Below are 21,409 nucleotides of genomic sequence, written 5' to 3'. Positions count from 1 at the left end.
CAAACTCTTCAATTTAAGATTTTGTTCGGCTCAATGAATACTGACTTCAAAACTCATATTTATGAAAACATAAACATGTAATTTTAAAGCTATTATCGTTCCAACAGAACGATAATGAATTGACTGTGCCAAGTCCTCTAATGTTTCCAGAAGAAGTCTTGTTTGGTCACTTCGTTTCATTGAAACCTAATTTGAAACCCCTCTTTATTTAGAGAAATTTCTAATTGGATTATCATCAACGAGTGCCCACACAGATTGATAGGTTTATATTGTTAAAGAGCTCCCCTTCTTTGTGACCAATGTCACTTCGGAAGAGGCAGCCATTCTAGCGTTTCAATTCTAAGTGTCAAACACTTTTTTGAATTTTTTATTTCAAACTTTTCAATTCGAAATTTTGCTAGTTGGCTTTACTGATTTACCGCTGAGGCCTTGTGGCGTCTGCCGTGTCAGTGGATGCGCATTATAGGGAGTTGAGTTTTAAGCGCAAGCCCTTTTTCAAATTAAACTGAAAAAAGAGACCGTTCGCTGAATTTATATTCAAAACCATTAAAAAAGGGAGCGAAACGCTCCCTTTTTAACCATCTTATCTAGGTTTTAGATAAAGGCATACGCATCAGCAAACATGTTTTCAGCTAACGCCTGCTTGTTAAGCGTGAATTGTTCTCGCGCTGCGCCTGCCATTTCAAAGCGTCCCGCTATATAGATGTCGTACTGTGCAAGCGACTCGAAGTCTTGAGCAACTGCTTGTAAGACATTACCAACCTTCCCTTGCCACTCTTGCCCAGCGTCTTCTACAACAGGGATAAAGTGAACATGGCTGTTCTTGCTAGCAATCTCTTCTAATTCTTGTTTTGCATAAAGTTGGCGTTCATCACGCCCACCCCAGTATAGATGGATTTCGTTCTCTCGATTTTGAGCCAAGCAATGATCTAGGATTGAACGAACGTAACTAAAGCCTGTGCCACCAGCAATGAGCAACATTGGTCGTTCACTCGCTTCTCTCACCCACGCATCACCATGAGGCGCGTCTATTGTCACTTCGCCATCATTTTCCATTGCTGCTTTCATTGCTTCGACAACTTCCTGCGCATAAGCGTTGTGCTCGGCAGCACCAATATGAAGTTCTAATTCTCCTTCATGTCGGCATGGGCTGCTGGCGATTGAAAATGGGCGTTTGTCTTTTTCTCCCATTACAACCATTAGATATTGACCAGCTTTAAAGCTAACAGGGCTCTCTGGATGTAATAAGATCTGGTAAGTATTGCAAGCCAACGGCTGAATTGACTTTACTTTGCATTGAATAGTCATGGTCTTCCTCTCGCTTACTCTTCAAAAGTAAGCACTAATCTACTTTCTGCGAAGGCTTGGCAGGCAAATATCCAACCCTGCTGTTGCTCTTTCTCTGTGAGCATTGGTTCCAGGTGATAAGAGACTTTCCCTTCGAGTTTACGACATAAACAGGCGGCGCATGCGCCAACCTGGCAGCGGTGGGGGAAGCGAATGTTATTGTTGAGCGCGGCTTCCAACACCGTTTGTCCATTCTGTACTTCAAATTGTATATTGTCTGGAAGCAGAATGACGGAATGACTCATAGAATACTCAACTTATCCCAAAACGCATCGATTTTCGCCACAAGTTGTCGATCTTTCTTGATAGGTGTACCCCATTCTCGCACGACTTCCTCACCTTCAATCTTATTGGTTGCATCAAGAACAAGTCGAGAAGGGTATTTATCCGTTTGCTGAACTTGTTTGGTATCACGAGCAGGATCCATACGTGTCGTGACAGCCCAAATAATATCGTTCCAGTCTTTGGCGTTGACATCTTGATCGCTAAGAATGACAAACTTAGGTTCCCCATGCTGCAATAAGTAGTCTTCTACTTTCTGGGCGAGTTCTTGCGATTGGCCTGAACGCGTCTTTTTCATCGTTACGATGGCAAAGCCGTTGTTACGTGCTTTCTCTGGAATATAGAAATCAACGACTTCAGGGTGGCTGTCGATAAATGCGGCAATCGCCGCCTCATCAAGTGCGGTATGCTGACTCTCGCTACCCTGCGATGATGCAAGTTCTGCATCCCATTTAATTGTTGCGTCGAGCCCCATCTTAGAGCCTAGGCCAATAACCGGAGACGCAAAATCTAATGAGTCGATGGGTGTATTTTCGATAAACAAGGTATCACGAGTCGGCTCCATATGCTGCGTCATCGCTTCAACGACTTGATTCCAGTCGCGTGCGTTCACCTTTTCATCGCATACAATAACGAATTTGGTATACATGAACTGACGTAGGAACGACCACACTCCCATCATGACTCGCTTAGCATGACCTGGATATTGTTTCTTCATCGTCACTACTGCCATTCGATATGAACAGCCCTCAGGTGGCAGATAGAAATCTTCTATCTCAGGGAACTGTTTTTGCAGTATCGGTACAAAGACTTCGTTGAGAGCGACACCTAATACGGCAGGTTCATCTGGCGGACGACCTGTGTAAGTACTGTGATAAATGGCGTCTCTGCGCATACTGATATGAGTAATGGTAAAGACGTGGTGCTTTTCCTTTTCGTTATAGTATCCAGTATGATCACCGTACGGCCCTTCATCGGCAAACTCGTTCGGATCAATGTAGCCCTCCATGACGATTTCAGCACTAGCAGGAACTTCAAGATCATTGCTGAGTGATTTCACCACTTCTGTCTTCTTCCCACGTAGCAGACCGGCAAACGCATACTCAGATAAAGTATCTGGTACAGGCGTTACCGCACCTAAGATAGTCGCAGGATCTGCACCAAAGGCAACGGATACAGGGAAGGGTTTACCTGGATGAGTTTCCATCCAATCACGTAGGTCTAAAGCACCACCGCGATGCGCTAACCAGCGCATGATAATTTTGTTCTTCGCTATTTTCTGTTGGCGATAGATACCTAAGTTTTGGCGTTTTTTATTTGGCCCTTTAGTAACGGTCAACCCCCAAGTAAGCAATGGCGCCACATCATCTTGCCAGCAACTCATTACTGGAATTTTATCAAGATCAACATCGTCACCCTGCCAAACGATCTCCTGACACGGTGCCTTGCGCAAGCGTTTAGCGGGCATGTTCAGCACTTGTTTGAAGACCGGCAACTTATCGAGTGCGTCTTTAAAGCCTTTAGGCGGCTCAGGCTCTTTTAGATACGCAAGCAACTTTCCAACTTCTCGCAACTCTTTGACATCCTGACGTCCCATACCAATAGCCACTCGTTCCGGTGTGCCAAATAGGTTGGTTAAGACTGGCATGTCATAGCCAATGGGATTTTCAAACAACAGTGCAGGACCACCCGCTCTAAGCGTTCGATCGCTGATCTCTGTCATTTCATAGTGAGGGTCAACAGGATGGGAAATTCGTTTCAGCTTCCCTTCTTGCTCTAGATGAGCGATAAAATCGCGTAAATCCTTAAAACTCATAGGCCTACTAATGGGCTGGTTAATCTGCATGCAGTATAACAAAAAAGAGGAATCGACCGATCCCTCTTTTTTATGTGGTTATTTCATCAATGATTACTGGCCGATAACAGTTAAAATTGCTCGACTGTTTACTTGTTGGTTGGTACTAGCCAACTCTTCTAGCCAAGATGAGTAACCCTGACGAGCTAACTCGCCAGCAATAAATCTCGCATCATCAGAAATCGCCATTCGAGTAATTAAAAACTCTTTTACCTCTTTAGACATCGGTCTTATCTTGGTCAACTCTGTAATTGCAGCTTCTTTCAAGCTCGGATTCTGCGTAGCTTGGATCACCTGATTTAGCGAAAAATCATTACCAACCTTAGCTAAGCGAACCAATTCAGATTCACTGTTAAAGTCTGCCTTCATTAACCAGAGCAACTTATACACTTCTGGATCTTCACTTACTTGCGCTAGACGAACCATTACCGCCGAAGATGGCAGCCAGCTGATTACCGCTTCACGAGTCAGCTGTTGGCAAAGACGAGTAATGGCTTCTGGTGATAGGCTATCGAGCTCTCTAATCAGCAAAGCTTCTCGAGCCTGAACCTGATATTCACTTCCTTGTAACCATTGCTTAAGAACCAACTCTCCTCTTTCTGCCTCTAATACGAATGCCAGTGTGGATTGGTCTTGGTGCCATTGTTTTAACAGTCGATTGGCGATGGCAGGATAGTTGAAAGCAGGCACCGTAAACTCATAGCCCTCACCTCTTTCTAGGAGCTGATAGGTAGGCACCATTGATTTTTGTTGCTCAACAAACAGCGCCATTTTAGGCGTCATGATCAGGTTTTGGTCTTCAATCTTTTTGAGCAATAGATAACGAGACACTTCTTGGACAGGAAGTGAGAGTCTTTGTAGAGCGAAGTTAAGGCCATCAATATCATCTTCGATAGCCAAAGAGAGTAGCTCAGCCACTTTATCATGCACTTGTGGCTCTTGAAGCCATTGTTCTATACGCTGCGGCTGCATCTCAGTTGCAGTGACAGGCGGAACCCCAAGCAGTATCAAGACAGACAGGAGTACCGACGACAACATTCCTTGTTGCATGTTAACCTCCTTGTAACATTTCAATCCATTGTGCTCGCAATCACTGGATAATGCAAACAAAAACGCCACCTAGCAAAGGTGGCGTTTATCAAGATCATTTAATGCTTATTGACGACGCATCGCGTCAAAGAATTCATCATTCGTCTTGGTCATAGCAAGCTTATCGATTAGGAATTCCATCGCATCGGTTTCACCCATTGGATGAACAATCTTACGTAGGATCCACATTTTCTGTAGCTCTTCGTTCTTAGTTAGCAACTCTTCACGACGAGTACCTGAGCGGTTGAAGTCAATCGCTGGGAAAACGCGTTTTTCTGCAATCTTACGGTTCAGGTGTATTTCCATGTTACCTGTACCTTTAAACTCTTCGTAGATAACTTCGTCCATCTTAGAACCCGTATCCACAAGTGCCGTTGCTAGAATAGTTAGGCTTCCGCCCTCTTCTACGTTACGAGCTGCACCGAAGAAGCGCTTAGGACGGTGCAATGCGTTAGCATCAACACCACCAGTCAGAACTTTACCTGATGAAGGAACAACTGTGTTGTACGCACGTGCTAGACGAGTAATCGAATCAAGCAGGATTACAACGTCTTTCTTGTGTTCAACAAGACGTTTCGCTTTTTCGATAACCATTTCAGCAACCTGAACGTGACGAGACGCTGGCTCATCAAACGTTGATGCAACCACTTCACCTTTAACTAGGCGTTGCATCTCAGTTACTTCTTCTGGACGTTCATCAATAAGAAGAACCATCAGCACACACTCTGGGTGATTGTAAGCAATGCTCTGTGCAATGTTTTGCAGCAGCATTGTTTTACCCGCTTTAGGTGGCGCTACAATCAGACCACGCTGGCCTTTACCGATTGGCGAAGCAAGGTCTAGAACACGAGCAGTAATATCTTCTGTCGAACCGTTACCACGCTCCATCACCATACGCTCGTTAGCGTGTAGTGGCGTCAAGTTTTCAAATAGAATCTTGTTACGCGCGTTGTCTGGTTTGTCATCGTTAACTGTATTGACTTTTAAAAGTGCAAAATAACGTTCACCGTCTTTAGGTGGACGAATTTTACCGGCAATAGAGTCACCTGTACGTAAGTTAAAGCGACGGATCTGGCTTGGTGATACATAAATATCGTCTGGGCCAGCTAAGTACGAACTATCCGCACTACGTAAGAAACCAAAGCCGTCTTGAAGTATTTCCAGAACCCCGTCGCCAAAAATATCTTCACCGCTTTTCGCGTGCGCTTTAAGGATCGCGAAGATAATGTCTTGTTTTCTTAGGCGCGCAAGGTTTTCAAGGCCTAAGCTCTCGCCAAGTTTGACAAGATCAGACACAGGTCTGTTCTTCAGTTCTGTTAGATTCATGGTGGTGGATACTTGTTTAGTCAAAATAGGATCTGTTTTTTTGGTTAAGATGGATTTGGTCACAGGATCGACCAAGAAGAGAAACTTGTTTATTTAACGTGCGATAAACTAGCACTAAATACTAGCCTAGTCTAGATTTTGTTGGTGTTCAAAAACAAAACCGTGCATTAGATAAAATGCACGGCCTTATTGGGTAACTGATTATAGGTTTGCGTCCAAGAACTCTTTTAGTTGAGTTTTTGATAGCGCACCTACTTTCGTTGCAGCCACGTTACCATCTTTGAATAGAAGCAACGTTGGGATACCACGAATACCAAACTTAGGTGGAGTACCTGCGTTTTGGTCGATATTTAGTTTACCGATAGTGAGTTTGCCTTCGTACTCGTCAGCGATTTCGTCCAAAATAGGCGCGATCATCTTACATGGACCACACCATTCTGCCCAAAAATCTACAAGAACTGGGCCTGCAGCGTTAATTACATCGGCTTCAAAACCGTCATCAGTTAGCTGCAAAATCTTATCACTCATCTTCCACTCCAATGTGTTTTTTCGGAACTGGTTGGATGATAACCAGTATTTAGATGCCCTATTGGAATGTATTTACTTCCGTATTGCAAGTGTAAGCTGATATTCTATAGCAATGAAAAAGACGCATATCACAGAGCAAAAGTTCGCCGATTTAGGTTTACACCCTAAAATTACTGAAGGTTTGGAGAAAAAAGGGTTCGATTTTTGTACCCCAATCCAAGCTTTGGCGTTGCCGGTACTGCTCACCGGCCAAGACATCGCAGGACAAGCCCAAACGGGTACAGGTAAGACATTGGCTTTCCTTACTGCTACTTTTAACCACTTACTGACGACGCCTGAACATGAGGGTCGCAAGCCAAATCAGCCTAGAGCAATTATTATGGCTCCAACGCGTGAACTGGCTATTCAGATTTACAACGATGCAGAACCTTTGATCGCTAGTACTGGTATCAAAGCTGCACTCGCTTATGGTGGCGAAAGCTACGATAAGCAATTAGCAACGCTTGAGAATGGTGTCGATATCCTGATCGGTACAACCGGTCGTATTATCGATTTTTACAAGCAACGTGTATTTAACCTAAACAACATCCAAGCTGTCGTTTTAGACGAAGCTGATCGCATGTTCGATCTTGGTTTTATTAAAGATATTCGTTTCTTGTTCCGTCGCATGCCTGAGCCAAAAGAACGTTTGAATATGCTGTTCTCTGCAACACTGTCTTACCGTGTTCAAGAGCTGGCGTTCGAGCATATGCATAATCCAGAGCACGTTGTTGTTGAGCCAAATGTGAAAACAGGTCACCGTATTCAGGAAGAACTGTTCTACCCATCCAACGAACACAAAATGGCTCTGCTTCAGACGCTTATTGAAGAAGAGTGGCCAGATCGTGCAATCATCTTTGCAAACACTAAACATAAGTGTGAATCAGTCTGGGGCCATCTTGCAGCAGACGGACACCGAGTAGGCCTGCTAACGGGTGATGTTCCACAGAAGAAACGTGAGCGTATCTTAGAGCAATTTACGCTTGGTGAAGTTGACTTACTTGTTGCAACCGACGTTGCTGCACGTGGTCTTCATATTCCACAAGTGACGCACGTATTCAACTTTGATCTACCTGACGACTGCGAAGATTACGTACACCGTATCGGTCGTACTGGTCGAGCAGGCGCAAGCGGTCACTCTATTAGTTTCGCGTGTGAAGATTACGCAATTAACCTTCCACCAATTGAAGAGTATATCGAACACTCTATTCCTGTTTCTGATTACGACCCTAGTGCTTTGATCCAAGATCTACCAGCACCTATTCGCATGCGTTCAAACCGTCCGCAGCAGCAACGTCGTACGAACACTGGAGGTTCGAGATCAGGAAATCGTCGTTCGAACCATCGCTCTCGTCCACGCCAACAAAAGGATTCTTAAGTCGTCTATGAGCCAAGCAGTTTCATCTCCGCTATACGCAGCCATCGACCTCGGGTCGAACAGTTTTCATATGCTCGTTGTGCGTCATATTGATGGCAGCGTTCAAACTATGGCTAAAATAAAACGCAAAGTTCGTCTTGCGGCTGGCTTAAGCGACAATAACTCGCTAAGTCTAGAAGCCATGCAACGCGGATGGGACTGCTTGAGTCTTTTTGCTGAACGACTTCAAGATATCGACAAGGAAAACATCCGTATTGTTGGTACGGCAACACTACGAACAGCGACAAATGTGGATGTTTTTCTTGAGAAAGCCAACCAGATCCTCGGCCACAAAATCGAAGTCATCTGTGGTGAAGAGGAAGCTGCAACAATCTATAAAGGTGTTGCGCACACGTCAGGGGGTAGCGGCCGTCGCTTAGTGGTAGATATTGGCGGTGCCAGCACCGAGCTCATTATCGGAGAAGGCTTTGAAGCCAAAGCATTGACTAGTCTGAAAATGGGCTGCGTCACTTGGTTGGAGCGTCATTTTAAAGATCGCCAGCTGACGGTAAGCAATTTCAACAACGCGATTCAAGCCGCTAAAGAGACCTTACAACCAATCTTGCAGCAGTACACGAAAATTGGATGGGATGTTTGTGTTGGTGCTTCAGGTACCGTTCAAGCTCTTCAGGAGATTATGCTGGCGCAAGGTATGGACGAAGTCATCACCCACTCCAAACTCAAGCGTTTGCAGAAACAAGCCATGATGGCAGATCACCTCGAAGAGCTAGAAATTGAAGGATTAACTTTAGAACGCGCCTTGGTATTCCCAAGTGGTCTATCGATCTTGATAGCAATCTTCGAGCTGTTAGAAATCGAGTCCATGACGCTTGCTGGCGGTGCTCTACGCGAAGGTTTGGTCTATGAGATGGTGGATGAACTAAAGCAAGACGATATTCGTGCACGCACTATTTGCAGTGTTCAAAGTCGTTATCAGCTTGATGTTGATTATGGTCAGCAAGTTGCCGACATGGCAGCAAGACTACTGGCAGAATGTCAGCCTGACTGGATAACTGAGGCACAAGCAAAAGTCCTATTAGAGACAGCCGCCAAGCTACATGAAATCGGTTTGACCATCGACTATAAGAAAGGTGGTGAGCATAGCGCTTATCTACTTCAGCAACTTGACCTACCTGGTTACACTCGAGCGCAAAAACACCTATTAGGTGAACTGGCACGACGTTATCGTGAGCAGCTAACTTCTTTGCCAGAGCAACACGCTCTTTCAGGTTCAAGCGCCAAACGGGTATTGCGCCTGTTACGCTTAGCGGTTTTGCTTACTCATCGCCGTAATCCTGATCTTGAGCCAAACATTACCTTTGGTTCTAATGATGACCAGCTAACACTGACTATCAAATCTGAATGGCTAAAAGCCAACCCATTGACCGCCGCAGAACTTGAGATTGAAGCTAACCGTCAAAGTGATATCGGCTGGCCTTTATCGATTGTTGAATACTGATCTTCGAATCAATAAAAAGCCCGAGAGACATCATCACTCGGGCTTTTTTTTATCTTTCCAGACTGAAATCAGTTGGCTCCAACCACTTTAAACTCAGGGTTAACCGCCGTCAGTTTTTTCACTAGGTAGTTAAGTAGCACACCATACATTGGAACAAACAGACCTAAACTGATCACCAGCTTAAATCCATAATCCACCAGCGCAATTTCAGTCCAGTGTTCAGCCATAAATGGATCAGGGCTTTGGTAAAACGCAATCGCAAAGAAGGCAATGGTATCGAGCGCATTACCAAACAAAGTCGAACACGTAGGAGCAACCCACCACTGTTTCATCTGACGCAGACGATTGAACACATGAACATCTAAGATCTGACCGAGTAGATAAGCCATAAAGCTCGCAATCGCGATACGAGCGACGAATAGATTAAACTCGCCAAGATGTGCAAGACCTTGGAACTGCCCTTCAAAGAACAATACCGACAAAGCGTAAGAGACCGCTAACGCAGGAAGCATCACTAGAAAAATAATTTTTCGCGCAAGCTGAGCACCGAAAACGCGCACAGTGAGATCCGTTGCCAAAAAGATAAATGGGAAAGTGAATGCACCCCAAGTGGTATGGAAACCAAAGACGGTGAAAGGTAGCTGAACCAAGTAATTGCTGGAAGCAATAATCACTAGGTGGAACAGGACTAATAATAAAAGGGCTTTGCGCTGCTGCGCAGGGGTAAAGTTACTCATGCGATACCTTTTTAGTTTGGTTTGGGGGTGAGGGAACCCAAATCGACCACTTACGTAATAACGAAAGTCGCCTTACCAACAATGTAATGAAAAAATTCTCGATATTGACCATATAAAACGTGAACAATATCGCGGCGGGCGATTATACATTAACCAATCATCGCCGCAAGCATGAGTTTTCGAGCAATCGTTGACGTGTTCTTTTTTCTTAGAAACCACGTTCAAATAGTGAAGCGAGGAAATCCAACTCTTCTTTGCTCTCTTCGATAGAAAGCGCTTCTAGCCATAGACTTTCGCTGTAGTGTTCAGACTTGAGGAACAATTGACAACCTTCAAAATCAATCAACCAAGAGTGAATGTCCGCATCCCACTGTTTTTCAACCACAGTAGCCGAGAGTAGCTGGAGCATTCGCTGAGCTAAATCGGGAAAACTATCAAAATCAAAGCGAGGAGAACGAATGATAATACGACCTTCATCGGCCAGATAAGTATGCAGGCCAAACTCCGTTTGTTGCTCATTAGTGATGAGATTTTCAGCCATGGTGGGTCAAATGCTCCTGAATTAAATCTAAAAATGGATCTGCATATTTCTCTAATTTGCGTTGCCCTACCCCATTTACAGCCAACATTTCGCCATACGACGTCGGTAATATTTCCGCCATATCAATCAAGGTGGCATCGCTAAAGACAACATATGGCGGTAAGCCATCTTCGTCGGCAATGGACTTACGTAATCTGCGTAATTTAGCAAACAGCTTTTTATCGTAGTTTTTGCTCGATAATTTATCGGATTTCGCCGCGCGAGCGGCGGTATCAAGACGCGGAACGGCCAACTCCAAGGACATTTCACCGCGTAGCAACGGACGAGCTTCTTCAGTGAGCTGCAACGTCGAATTACGGGTGATATTTTGAAATAGCAATCCTTTGTGAATCAGTTGACGAAAGACACTGACCCAGTAGTCATGGCTATTTTCTCGTCCCAGACCATAAGTTGACAACTTATCGTGGCCATTTTCACGGATACGAATATTCTGCATACCGCGTAATACCTCAACCACGTACCCCATCCCAAAGGATTGGTTGACTCGGTAGACACATGACAAAGCTTTCTGAGCCTGCTCTGTGGCATCAAAGTGTTTAGGTGGATCCAGGCAGATATCGCAGTTTCCACATGGTTTGTCGCGGTACTCACCGAAATAATTGAGCAATACCTGACGACGGCAGGTTTGCGCTTCAGCGAATGCACTCATGGCATTGAGTTTATGAGCTTCAACCTGCTTTTGCGGGCCTTCATCCTTTTCATCAAGCATACGGCGCAGCCAACTGATATCCGCAGGGTCATAAAGCATCATCGCTTCAGCAGGTAAGCCATCACGGCCAGCTCGCCCCGTTTCCTGATAATATGACTCGATGTTTCTCGGAATATCAAAGTGAACAACAAAACGGACGTTAGGCTTGTTGATACCCATACCAAATGCGACTGTCGCCACCACGATTTGAATATCATCGCGTTGAAATGCATCTTGGACGTAGGCGCGTTCATCGGCCTCTAAACCTGCGTGGTAGCTTGCCGCACGAAGACCGTTATTGCACAGTTTCTCCGTTACCATTTCGACTTTTTTACGGCTGCCACAATAAATAATCCCACAATTACCGCGCTGCTCTTCAAGGAAACGCACCACCTGAGAAATCGGTTTGTGCTTCTCTACCAAGGTATAACGAATATTTGGTCGGTCAAAGCTACCTAAGTAAACATGGGGGTCGTTGAGTTGAAGTCGCTGCGTAATATCAGAACGTGTCGCATCATCCGCTGTTGCAGTCAGAGCCATCACCGGCAGATGAGGAAAGTACTGTTTCAGTTGACCCAGTGACGCGTATTCCGGTCGAAAATCATGTCCCCACTGAGAAATACAGTGCGCCTCATCGACCGCAATCATAGATAAAGGTAAGCCTTCTAGACGCTCGATAAAATCTCGCATCAATACTCGCTCGGGTGACACATAGATAAGTTTAATCGCGCCAGAGTTCATGCGATTGTAGACGGAGATCAATTCTTCACGCGGCATCGTTGAGTTAATACACTCAGCCGCCACGCCGTTGGCTTTCAGTTGGTCAACCTGATCTTTCATCAAGGAGATCAACGGCGAGATAACTAAGGTTATTCCACTGCGCACTAGAGCGGGGATCTGGTAACACAAAGATTTACCGCCACCAGTAGGCATAATCACTAAACTGTCTAGCCCTGCGACCGCAGCATCGATCACTTCTTGCTGACCATCACGAAAGCTCTGGTAACCAAAGACATCTTCTAGGATGCTCTGTGGCGTCGGCTGTTCGGCTGGAGATTGCTGGGCTAAAAGAGTCGAGGTCATGAATTATCTCAATAGAATTGCAAGGCAAAGGCGTGTCAAACGCGAGGGGCACATTGTAGTGGGGTTTAACGGTGAATAAAACCGCAAATTGTTAGGTGATTTTGATAGTCATTCGTATACTGCTTGTTTCAATTTGTAAATTTCCTGATTACGAGTAATGTCGATGACTCCAGAAGAACAGCAAAGAGCCAAACAGGGTGTCTTTCTTGCCATTGGTGCTTACACCATGTGGGGTATCGCCCCAATCTATTTCAAGGCTCTGGCAGATGTATCTCCACTAGAAATTCTCAGCCATCGCGTCGTTTGGTCGTTTTTCTTACTTGCTGCCCTGCTCCATTTGGGTCGCCGCTGGCGCAATGTCCGAGATGTCATCAAATCGAAGCAAAAACTCCTCTATCTGGTGACGACTGCACTTCTTGTTGGAGCCAACTGGCTTATCTTCATCTGGGCTGTCAATGCTGATCATATGCTCGATGCAAGTCTCGGGTACTACATCAATCCTTTGATTAACGTGTTACTTGGAATGCTATTTCTGGGAGAGCGTCTTAGAAAGCTTCAGTGGTTCGCCGTTGCTCTTGCTGCATGCGGTGTGCTAGTACAGCTCTTTGTCTTTGGTTCTATTCCAGTCGTTGCGATTGCGCTAGCTCTGAGCCTTGGTTTTTACGGTCTATTGCGCAAAAAAGTCAGCCTAGAAGCACAAACAGGACTGTTTATTGAGACCTTGGTTCTACTACCTGCTGCAGCGATTTATCTGCTGTGGATTGCTGATACGCCAACATCCAACATCATGGAAAATCCACTAAACCTTAATGTATTGCTGATTTCCGCAGGCGTTATTACCACACTGCCCCTGCTCTGCTTTACTGGTGCTGCGACTCGACTAAAGTTATCGACACTGGGCTTTTTCCAGTACATTGGACCAAGCCTGATGTTCTTGCTTGCGGTATTGGTCTACGGAGAAGCATTTACCGTCGATAAAGCGATTACGTTCGCCTTTATTTGGGGAGCTTTGGTGATCTTCAGCGTCGATGGATTAAGAAGCAATCAACAGTCAAAACGAGCTCTTAAAGCCAACTGATCGTTTTTTACAAGACAATCTCTACCACTAACTATAAGCTTGGTGAAATAATCACCAAGCTTTTTTTGTTCTATGGATAAGGTCAACTACCACACGACGCAAAAGAAAGAGATAAACCTGATAGAAGCAAATTATCAGTCATTTGCTTTTTCACGCCACTATCATCTTGATTTTCATATTGGTCTTATTACCGGTGGAGAACAGAAATTTCACTATCAAGGCGAAAAACATCATGTCGGCAAAGGCCAGCTAGTCATCATGCCTCCCGATGAACTGCATGATGGTCAATCCACCCTTGATTCCGGTTATCAAGTTCGAGTGTTCTCGCTAGAACCTCAATGGTTGAGCAAGCTTGCCCAACTTAAACAACCAAACAGTTTGATTCACTTCAACCGACTCGTCGTATCGGACACTCAAGTATTTCAGTCACTCTCGCAGCTTCATCAATTATTAGCGAATGACGATGTCAGCCAACTCGCGAGAGATTGCTTGCCATACGAAGGATTTGAACGGCTCTTTAGTCACTACGGCAGCCTAGAACAAAAACGCGCTGTACCACTTGGCAATCAGTCGATGGCGACGCTCAAAGAGTATTTAATGCATAATCTTGATCAACCCGTTCGACTCGAACAGTTGTCTCAGTTGTGCCAACTCAGCCCGACCCAGTTTCAACGCCATTTCAAAGCAAAAGTGGGAATCACACCCTACGCTTGGTTAAGTCGTTTACGAATGGAACAAGGAATGAAACTCCTCAAGTCAGGTATCAGTGCAACCGAAGTGGCTCATCAGGTCGGGTTCTACGATCAAGCTCATTTCAGTAAAGCCTTCAAAGCAACTTTTGGTGTTCCACCTTCACAGATTAACTAGTGTCAGTTTTTTACAATCCTCGCTAAGAATTTGTTGGCACACTGGATGTATTAATCACGAATCAATTTACCGTCATGAATGAACTCACCATCCTATCCACTCTTGCCATCGTACACTTCATTGCGCTGATGAGCCCAGGGCCTGACTTTGCCTTAGTGGTCCAAAATGCCACTCGCTATGGCCGACAGACTGGCTTTTACATCGCTCTCGGCCTCTCTTTTGGCATCTTGCTGCACTCCATTCTCAGCCTAACTGGTGTCAGCTATTTGGTTCACCAGCAGCCGGCTCTGTTCGCTCTGTTGCAACTGGCTGGTGGCAGCTATTTAACCTATCTCGGTTACGGTGCTCTAAATGCGACAATCGTTGCCTTTCGTAGAAACCATTGCGAAGGCGAGAAGGACGAGTCTTCCTCTTTGTTGCTCACCAACAAGCGCGAAGCTTTCTCTCGTGGTTTTGCAACCAACATTCTTAATCCCAAGGCGCTGGTGTTTTTTGTCAGTTTAATGTCGAGCCTAGTTCCTGCCGGCATGTCTTTAGGTGGCAAAGGTATTGCCCTAGTGATTCTTTGGAGTTTGTCGTTATTTTGGTTTTCTTTTCTTGCTTGGGCGCTATCCACACAGCGTATGCAACGCAAAGTTAAAGCATTTGCTGTCTACATTGATGGCTTATGTGGTGTTATTTTTAGCGTGATTGGTTTAAGTATTTTGTGGCAATCAGCATCAAATTTACTGGCGCAGCTTTGAGTCATCCTCACAATTGTTTGAGCAACCTCACACCTTGCCATCAGACTCATATCGGAAATAGTACCAAAATGCCCACCACCTTGTGCGAAATCTCTCACATATGAGTAAGTAAAAATAACTTTTTCATTAAGAAAAATACATCACAACCAACTCAAGCCATTGATAAATAAAGACACGTACAAATTTCGAGCGAATTTTTATGTGGAAAAACATTTGCGTAGTATTGCTGAACATCTACGAATCGGTAATATGAACCTTGTCGGAAGGATGCTGACACGGAACAGGAAATTACCACGGATTAGGTAATCTTCAGGAAGAAGATACGGTTATTCAGGATGAATAGTCGGCATGGAAAGCAAATTGGACATTGAACGGACGCAATAGTAACTAGGATGGTTGCTACTAAGGATGGGAAATGGACACCTCTGGATGAGGCAAGGACTGATCATCAGGATGATGAAAAGGACACCGCTCAGGGAACAAGCGAAGTGAGCTAACGAGGATTGTTAGCAGACCAGGATAGGGTCAAGGACACCGCTAGGATGGCGATGAATGGACTAAGCTGAAGGATGTCAGCATACTATCAAGGATTAGATGCATGGAGCACCTATAGTAGCCGGATTGCTGCGAGTAAGACTATAACCCCGATGGGCGTAAGCCCTCGGGGTTTTTCTTTATTCTTCAAAAGATAAATGAAGTTAACGCCACCTTTACAGCTTTTCTAACTTAGCGTAAGCAGTGACTAACCATTTGATCCCTTCACCATTAAAGGCGACCTGAACTCGGCTCTGCGGGCCACTGCCTTCAAAGTTGATGATCGTTCCTTCACCAAACTTAGGGTGAAGCACTCGAGAACCTAGGCTAAAGCCTGTTTCATTAAAGTTCTCTTTGACCACGGTTTGACTAAAGCGTCCCGAGCTTGCTGGGCGGCTCACTTGCGCTTTCATACGCACTTCATCAAGACAGGTTTCCGGTAGTTCGCGAATAAAGCGCGATGGTTTATGGTACTTGTCTTGACCATATAAGCGGCGCATCTCTGCATAAGTGATGTAAAGCTTCTCCATTGCACGGGTCATACCCACATAGCAAAGACGTCGCTCTTCTTCTAAGCGACCCGCTTCTTCTACCGACATTTGGCTTGGGAACATACCCTCTTCGACACCAACCATGAAGACAAGTGGAAACTCCAGACCTTTCGCACTGTGCAGCGTCATTAGCTGCACGGCATCATCAAATTCATCAGCCTGACCTTCACCAGCCTCTAGAGCGGCGTGCGTCAAAAAGGCCGTCAATAGCGTCATTTCTTCCGCTTCTTCTGGCTTTTCAAATTGGCGGGTTGCCGTGACAAGTTCTTCCAAGTTCTCAATACGAGCCTTGGACTTCTCGCCTTTCTCCTGTTCGTACATTGCGAACAGACCAGAGTATTTGATGACGTGGTCGGTTTGCTCATGGAGCGACATCTCACATGTGTCATCTTCAAGCGCAAGAATCAGCTCGACAAAGCGACTTAATGCCCCCGCAGCTCTTCCTGCCAGTACTTTTTCGTCTAGCAAAGCGATACTCGCTTCCCACATGGTGCAACCACGGTCGCGTGCAGCAAAGCGAATTGTCTCGAGTGTTTTATCTCCAAGGCCACGCGTCGGTGTATTGACCACTCGCTCGAAGGCTGAGTCATCATTTCGATTACTCATTAAACGCAGGTAGCTAAGTGCATCTTTGATCTCTTGGCGCTCGAAGAATCGCATACCTCCGTAAATACGATACGGGAGCCCCGCCTGAATTAACGCTTCTTCTAACACACGCGATTGGGCGTTATTGCGGTACAGCATAGCGGCATCGTTGAGTGCTCCGCCTTTGTCTTGCCACTCTTTAATTTTGTTGACGACAAAACGGGCTTCATCCAGCTCGTTATAAGCGGAGTAAACAGAAATAGGCTCACCTTCAACCCCATCCGTCCACAACTCTTTGCCCATACGCTCGGTATTATTGGCGATCAGAGTATTTGACGCTTCGAGAATCGTTTTTGTCGAACGGTAATTCTGCTCAAGGCGAATGGTATTAACGCTAGGGAACTCACGAGTAAATTTTTCAATATTTTCGATTTTAGCGCCACGCCAGCCATAAATGGACTGGTCATCATCACCAACAATCATTACATGAGCTTCAGACCCTGCCATCATGCGTAACCACGCATACTGAATGTTGTTGGTATCCTGAAATTCGTCGACCAGAATATGCTTGAAACGAGCCTGATAGTGTTCACGGATATGCTTTTTATCCCGCAGTAACTCATGCGCTCGCAGCAATATTTCGGCAAAGTCGACCAATCCTGCTCTATCACAAGCCTCTTGATAAGCGGTATAGAGTTGCAGATACGTTTTTGTCACGGGGTCATGGTACGCATCAATGTGATTAGGACGTAGACCCTCATCTTTTTTGCCATTGATCCACCAGCCTACTTGGCGAGCTGGCCACTGCTTCTCATCGAGATTCTGTGCCTTGATTAAGCGACGCAATAAACGTTGCTGATCATCACTATCAATGATCTGAAAATCTTCAGGTAGCTGAGCATCCAAATAGTGAGCACGTAGAATACGGTGACAAATTCCGTGGAAAGTCCCATTCCACATTCCAGATGCGCTGCCCATCATCAGTTCTTCGATACGCCCACGCATTTCTGCTGCCGCTTTATTGGTAAAAGTGACCGACATAATTGAAAAAGGCGAAGCTTGCTCAACCGACATCAACCATGCAATACGGTGAACTAACACACGTGTTTTACCACTGCCCGCACCGGCTAGGACAAGTAAATTTTCTAGGGGGGCGGCAACAGCCTCACGCTGTTTATCGTTCAGGCCATCGAGAAGTAATGAAGGATCCATGGGGGCTCAGCTACTGGTTATCTATACATGAAAAACCATTATACCCGAGTGACTTCAAGATGCTAGCAGCAGTAGACCCAGTCTATTGATTGAACCTTTACGGATTCTCGACGAAATGCGCCCCATTTCACCATAAAAATATCTCAAATTGACCTCGCTCAACAGCGGCATAACCAAGTTAAGAATCCCCAAGACTTGCTGCCTCCATGTGACGAGTGCCGACATGGTAACAAAAAAAGCATCGCTGCAGCAGCGATGCTCTTCATTATTGATACCGTTGTTATTTTTGAGATCTATTAAGCAGAAATACCCGCATGACGAAGTAATGCGTCAATCTGCGGCTCACGGCCTCGGAAACGCTTAAACAGTTCCATTGGCTCTTCGCTGCCACCCATCTCTAGAATATTGTTCAGGAAGCTCTTACCCGTTTCAGTGTTGAAGATTCCCTCTTCTTCAAAACGAGAAAACGCATCTGAAGAGAGTACTTCTGCCCATAGGTAGCTGTAGTAACCCGCACTGTAACCACCAGCAAAGATATGGCTAAAGCTGTGAGAGAAGCGGTTCCACTCCAGACTTGGTAGTACCGCAACCTTGGATTTCACTTCAGCCAGCGTTTCAAGTACACGAGGGCCAATTTCCGGATCAAATTGAGTATGCAGAGTGAAATCAAACAAACCAAATTCTAGCTGACGAAGAATAAACATCGCAGACTGGAAGTTTTTCGCTGCTAGCATCTTCTCTAGCATCTCTTTTGGCAAGGGTTCACCCGTTTCAAAATGGCCAGAGATAAAGGCGAGTGCCTCTTCTTCCCAGCACCAATTTTCTAAGAACTGACTTGGCAGTTCCACAGCATCCCAAGGAACACCATTTATGCCAGAGACCGCGCCAGTCTCAACCTGAGTCAACATATGATGGATACCGTGGCCAAATTCATGGAACAAGGTGACGACTTCATCATGAGTAAATAGTGCAGGTTTATCACCAACTGGACGGTTAAAGTTACAAGTCAGGTAAGCAACCGGTGTTTGCAGCTCACCCTGCTCATTGATGCGACGAACACGACATTCGTCCATCCAAGCACCGCCACGCTTATGCTCACGAGCATACAGATCGAGGTAGAAGCTACCACGAAGCTGGTCATCAGCGTCAAAAATATCAAAGAAGCGCACTGACTCATGCCAGGTGTCGACACCTTCACGCTCTTTAACTGTCATGCCGAATACTCGATTTAGCACTTCAAACAGACCACTCACCGCTTTTGCTTCTGGGAAGTAAGGACGCAGTTCCTCATCAGAAATCTGGAACAAATGCTGTTTCTGTTTCTCACTGTAATAAGCGATATCCCATAAATTCAGCTCATCTACACCAAATTCACTTTTCGCAAACTGGCGTAACTCTTCAACCTCTCGCTCACCCTGAGGTTTTGCTTTGCTTGCTAAATCGTTGAGGAAGCCAAGGACTTGCGACGGACTTTCTGCCATCTTGGTTGCTAACGACTTTTCACTGTAGGTATTGAAACCCAGCATACGTGCAATTTCAAAACGCAGCTTCAATTGCTCATTGATGATTTCAGTGTTATCCCATTCACCCGCTTTCGGTCCACGGTCTGATGCTCGGGTCACATAGGCTTCATACAACTCTTTGCGTAGCTCTTGATTGTCGCAGTAGGTCATTACCGGAAGATAAGATGGAATGTCCAACGTCAGTAAATAGCCATCCAGCTCTTTCGCTTCAGCAGCGGCTTTGGCTGCCGCCAGTGCCGACTCAGGCATACCTGCCAACTGTTCTTCATCTTCAATGTGCTTAGTCCAGCCCATAGTGGCATCAAGCACATTGTTGGAGAACTTCGACCCTAACTCAGACATGCGCTTACTGATTTCGCCGTAGCGATGCTGTTCATCGGCTGGTAAACCAATCCCAGACAACTCAAAATCGCGTAACGAGTCGGTGATCGTTTTCTTCTGCGCTTGAGTTAACGAAGCAAAAGCTTCACTCGATTTCATCGCTTTATACGCTTCAAACAGACCTTTGTGCTGACCAACCCAAGTACCATATTCGGATAAAAGCGGCAGACAGCTCTCGTACGCGTCACGAAGCTCATCACTGTTCATGACTGAGTTCATATGACTGACAGGAGACCAAATACGACTTAAGTGATCATCCACTTCTTCAATCGGCGCAACAAGGTTGTCCCATGTTGGTTCCGTATTACCCGCCAAAACCTGTTCAATTTTAGCGCGGCAATCAGCAATCGCCTTTTCTACCGCTGGCTTAACATGTTCCGGTTTAATCTGAGAAAATGGCGGCAAATCGGTAAAGTTAAGAAGTGGGTTCGACATAAATCATTCCTTTTTTTGGATAACGCAAACCTAGATAAAATTGGTTATCTAGAGCATGTTGGTCTGTGTTAATTCTTATTGGTCTTAAATAGTAAATATAGGTAGGTTCAGCAATTTTCAATAGTAACGTATACTAACTGCCATCATTCATCATGCTCTTTGCACCTATTCTGAGAGAAATATTTTGTTAAGTTACCGCCATAGCTTTCACGCAGGCAACCATGCCGACGTCATTAAGCATATTGTTCAAAGTCTTATCCTCGACTCTTTGAAGCAAAAAGAGAAGCCGTTTGTCTATCATGACACCCATTCAGGTGTAGGTCGCTACGATCTAACCCACGAGTGGTCAGAGAAAACTGGTGAGTATAAGCAAGGCATTGCACGCGTTTGGCAACAAAATGATATCCCAGACGAAATTCACAGCTATTTAGATTCGATTAAAGTGCTGAATAACGGTGACACGCTACGTTACTACCCGGGTTCACCTCGTGTTGCTCGTGCTCATTTACGTCAGCAGGATCGTATGGTACTGACTGAGCTGCACCCAGCCGATCACCCATTGCTTGAGCAAGAATTCCATCGTGATCGTCAAGTGAGCATCTACAAAGAAGATGGCTTCAAACGACTAAAAGCCAGTTTGCCACCGCAAGAGCGACGTGGTTTGGTGTTAATTGACCCTCCCTATGAGCTGGCTAAAGAGTACCGTGATGTAGTGCAGGCAATTTTCCAAAGCTATAAGCGTTGGGCGACGGGTATCTATGCCATTTGGTATCCTGTGGTTAACCGTTGCGATATCGAAGATATGATTGAAGGTTTACAAGGTCTTGGCATTCGTAAGATTCTTCAAATCGAACTCGGTGTTGCGCCAGATACCAATGAACGCGGTATGACTGCCTCTGGCATGATTGTCATTAACCCGCCTTGGAAACTGGAAAGCCAAATGCAGGAAATTCTGCCGTTTCTTAAGCAAGCAATTGCGCCTGCGACGGGTCACTATAAAGTGGAATGGATTGTTCCTGAATAACTCGACTGGCGGCGTAACCGCACCA

General features: G+C 45.4%; 17 protein-coding genes. 6 read left to right on the top strand and 11 right to left on the bottom strand.

What is annotated here, in order from left to right:
• Nucleotides 1-594: 594 nt before the first annotated feature.
• From fre to trxA, 6 genes are all read right to left on the bottom strand, one after another.
• Nucleotides 595-1,308: an NAD(P)H-flavin reductase gene (fre, locus tag QTN94_RS13410; RefSeq protein WP_331427905.1), complete on the bottom strand. Its 714-nt coding sequence runs from the start codon at nucleotides 1,306-1,308 to the stop codon at nucleotides 595-597.
• Nucleotides 1,309-1,322: 14 nt separating this feature from the next.
• Nucleotides 1,323-1,592: a 2Fe-2S iron-sulfur cluster-binding protein gene (locus tag QTN94_RS13405; RefSeq protein WP_269378092.1), complete on the bottom strand. Its 270-nt coding sequence runs from the start codon at nucleotides 1,590-1,592 to the stop codon at nucleotides 1,323-1,325.
• Nucleotides 1,589-3,445 carry a 4-hydroxy-3-polyprenylbenzoate decarboxylase gene (gene ubiD / locus QTN94_RS13400; RefSeq protein ID WP_331427904.1) on the bottom strand — a complete coding sequence of 619 codons (1,857 nt, stop codon included), beginning with the start codon at nucleotides 3,443-3,445 and terminating at the stop codon, nucleotides 1,589-1,591. Before ubiD ends, QTN94_RS13405 begins: the two co-directional genes overlap by 4 nt.
• A gap of 93 nt (nucleotides 3,446-3,538) precedes the next feature.
• Complete coding sequence (locus QTN94_RS13395) at nucleotides 3,539-4,534, bottom strand: hypothetical protein (RefSeq protein WP_331417626.1); 996 nt, start codon at nucleotides 4,532-4,534, stop codon at nucleotides 3,539-3,541.
• A gap of 105 nt (nucleotides 4,535-4,639) precedes the next feature.
• Nucleotides 4,640-5,899, bottom strand: a complete 1,260-nt coding sequence (gene rho, locus QTN94_RS13390) for a transcription termination factor Rho (RefSeq protein ID WP_138971480.1) — start codon at nucleotides 5,897-5,899, stop codon at nucleotides 4,640-4,642.
• A gap of 201 nt (nucleotides 5,900-6,100) precedes the next feature.
• Nucleotides 6,101-6,427 carry a thioredoxin TrxA gene (trxA, locus tag QTN94_RS13385; RefSeq protein WP_138971474.1) on the bottom strand — a complete coding sequence of 109 codons (327 nt, stop codon included), beginning with the start codon at nucleotides 6,425-6,427 and terminating at the stop codon, nucleotides 6,101-6,103.
• 112 nt (nucleotides 6,428-6,539) lie between these two features.
• Here trxA and rhlB point away from each other — a divergent pair, with 112 nt between their 5' ends.
• Both rhlB and gppA read left to right on the top strand, forming a co-directional pair.
• Nucleotides 6,540-7,844, top strand: a complete 1,305-nt coding sequence (gene rhlB / locus QTN94_RS13380) for an ATP-dependent RNA helicase RhlB (RefSeq protein ID WP_331417627.1) — start codon at nucleotides 6,540-6,542, stop codon at nucleotides 7,842-7,844.
• Nucleotides 7,845-7,851: 7 nt separating this feature from the next.
• Complete coding sequence (gene gppA, locus QTN94_RS13375) at nucleotides 7,852-9,342, top strand: guanosine-5'-triphosphate,3'-diphosphate diphosphatase (protein ID WP_331427903.1); 1,491 nt, start codon at nucleotides 7,852-7,854, stop codon at nucleotides 9,340-9,342.
• Nucleotides 9,343-9,410: 68 nt separating this feature from the next.
• On the opposite strand, the gene QTN94_RS13370 is transcribed toward gppA, so the two are convergent.
• The 3 genes from QTN94_RS13370 to recQ all read right to left on the bottom strand — a co-directional run bounded on the left by QTN94_RS13370 (nucleotide 9,411) and on the right by recQ (nucleotide 12,451).
• Nucleotides 9,411-10,079: a 7-cyano-7-deazaguanine/7-aminomethyl-7-deazaguanine transporter gene (locus QTN94_RS13370; protein ID WP_138971471.1), complete on the bottom strand. Its 669-nt coding sequence runs from the start codon at nucleotides 10,077-10,079 to the stop codon at nucleotides 9,411-9,413.
• A 208-nt stretch (nucleotides 10,080-10,287) separates the two neighbouring features.
• Nucleotides 10,288-10,620 (bottom strand): DUF3630 family protein, encoded by a 333-nt coding sequence (locus tag QTN94_RS13365; protein ID WP_269378098.1) that lies wholly within the window; start codon nucleotides 10,618-10,620, stop codon nucleotides 10,288-10,290.
• The gene (recQ, locus tag QTN94_RS13360; RefSeq protein ID WP_331417629.1) at nucleotides 10,613-12,451 is read right to left on the bottom strand and encodes an ATP-dependent DNA helicase RecQ; all 1,839 of its coding nucleotides are present in this window, start codon (nucleotides 12,449-12,451) and stop codon (nucleotides 10,613-10,615) included. Before recQ ends, QTN94_RS13365 begins: the two co-directional genes overlap by 8 nt.
• 163 nt (nucleotides 12,452-12,614) lie before the next feature.
• On the opposite strand from recQ, the gene rarD reads away from it, so the two are divergent.
• The 3 genes from rarD to QTN94_RS13345 all read left to right on the top strand — a co-directional run bounded on the left by rarD (nucleotide 12,615) and on the right by QTN94_RS13345 (nucleotide 15,139).
• Nucleotides 12,615-13,529 carry an EamA family transporter RarD gene (gene rarD, locus QTN94_RS13355; protein ID WP_331427902.1) on the top strand — a complete coding sequence of 305 codons (915 nt, stop codon included), beginning with the start codon at nucleotides 12,615-12,617 and terminating at the stop codon, nucleotides 13,527-13,529.
• 72 nt (nucleotides 13,530-13,601) lie between these two features.
• Nucleotides 13,602-14,396 carry an AraC family transcriptional regulator gene (locus QTN94_RS13350; RefSeq protein WP_331427901.1) on the top strand — a complete coding sequence of 265 codons (795 nt, stop codon included), beginning with the start codon at nucleotides 13,602-13,604 and terminating at the stop codon, nucleotides 14,394-14,396.
• Nucleotides 14,397-14,470: 74 nt separating this feature from the next.
• Nucleotides 14,471-15,139 carry a LysE family translocator gene (locus QTN94_RS13345; protein WP_331417632.1) on the top strand — a complete coding sequence of 223 codons (669 nt, stop codon included), beginning with the start codon at nucleotides 14,471-14,473 and terminating at the stop codon, nucleotides 15,137-15,139.
• Nucleotides 15,140-15,849: 710 nt separating this feature from the next.
• On the opposite strand, the gene uvrD is transcribed toward QTN94_RS13345, so the two are convergent.
• Complete coding sequence (gene uvrD / locus QTN94_RS13340; RefSeq protein WP_331417633.1) at nucleotides 15,850-18,021, bottom strand: DNA helicase II; 2,172 nt, start codon at nucleotides 18,019-18,021, stop codon at nucleotides 15,850-15,852.
• 296 nt (nucleotides 18,022-18,317) lie between these two features.
• On the bottom strand, nucleotides 18,318-20,360 hold the full coding sequence (prlC, locus tag QTN94_RS13335) for an oligopeptidase A (RefSeq protein WP_331427900.1): 2,043 nt from the start codon (nucleotides 20,358-20,360) through the stop codon (nucleotides 18,318-18,320).
• A gap of 184 nt (nucleotides 20,361-20,544) precedes the next feature.
• Here prlC and QTN94_RS13330 point away from each other — a divergent pair, with 184 nt between their 5' ends.
• Nucleotides 20,545-21,384: a 23S rRNA (adenine(2030)-N(6))-methyltransferase RlmJ gene (locus QTN94_RS13330; protein WP_331417635.1), complete on the top strand. Its 840-nt coding sequence runs from the start codon at nucleotides 20,545-20,547 to the stop codon at nucleotides 21,382-21,384.
• The last annotated feature ends 25 nt before the right edge of the window (nucleotides 21,385-21,409 follow it).

Source organism: Vibrio sp. M250220, assembly GCF_036533795.1.
Lineage (GTDB): Bacteria > Pseudomonadota > Gammaproteobacteria > Enterobacterales > Vibrionaceae > Vibrio.
The sequence above is the reverse complement of the archived record's forward strand: the minus strand, read 5'-3'. Positions and strand labels throughout refer to the sequence as shown.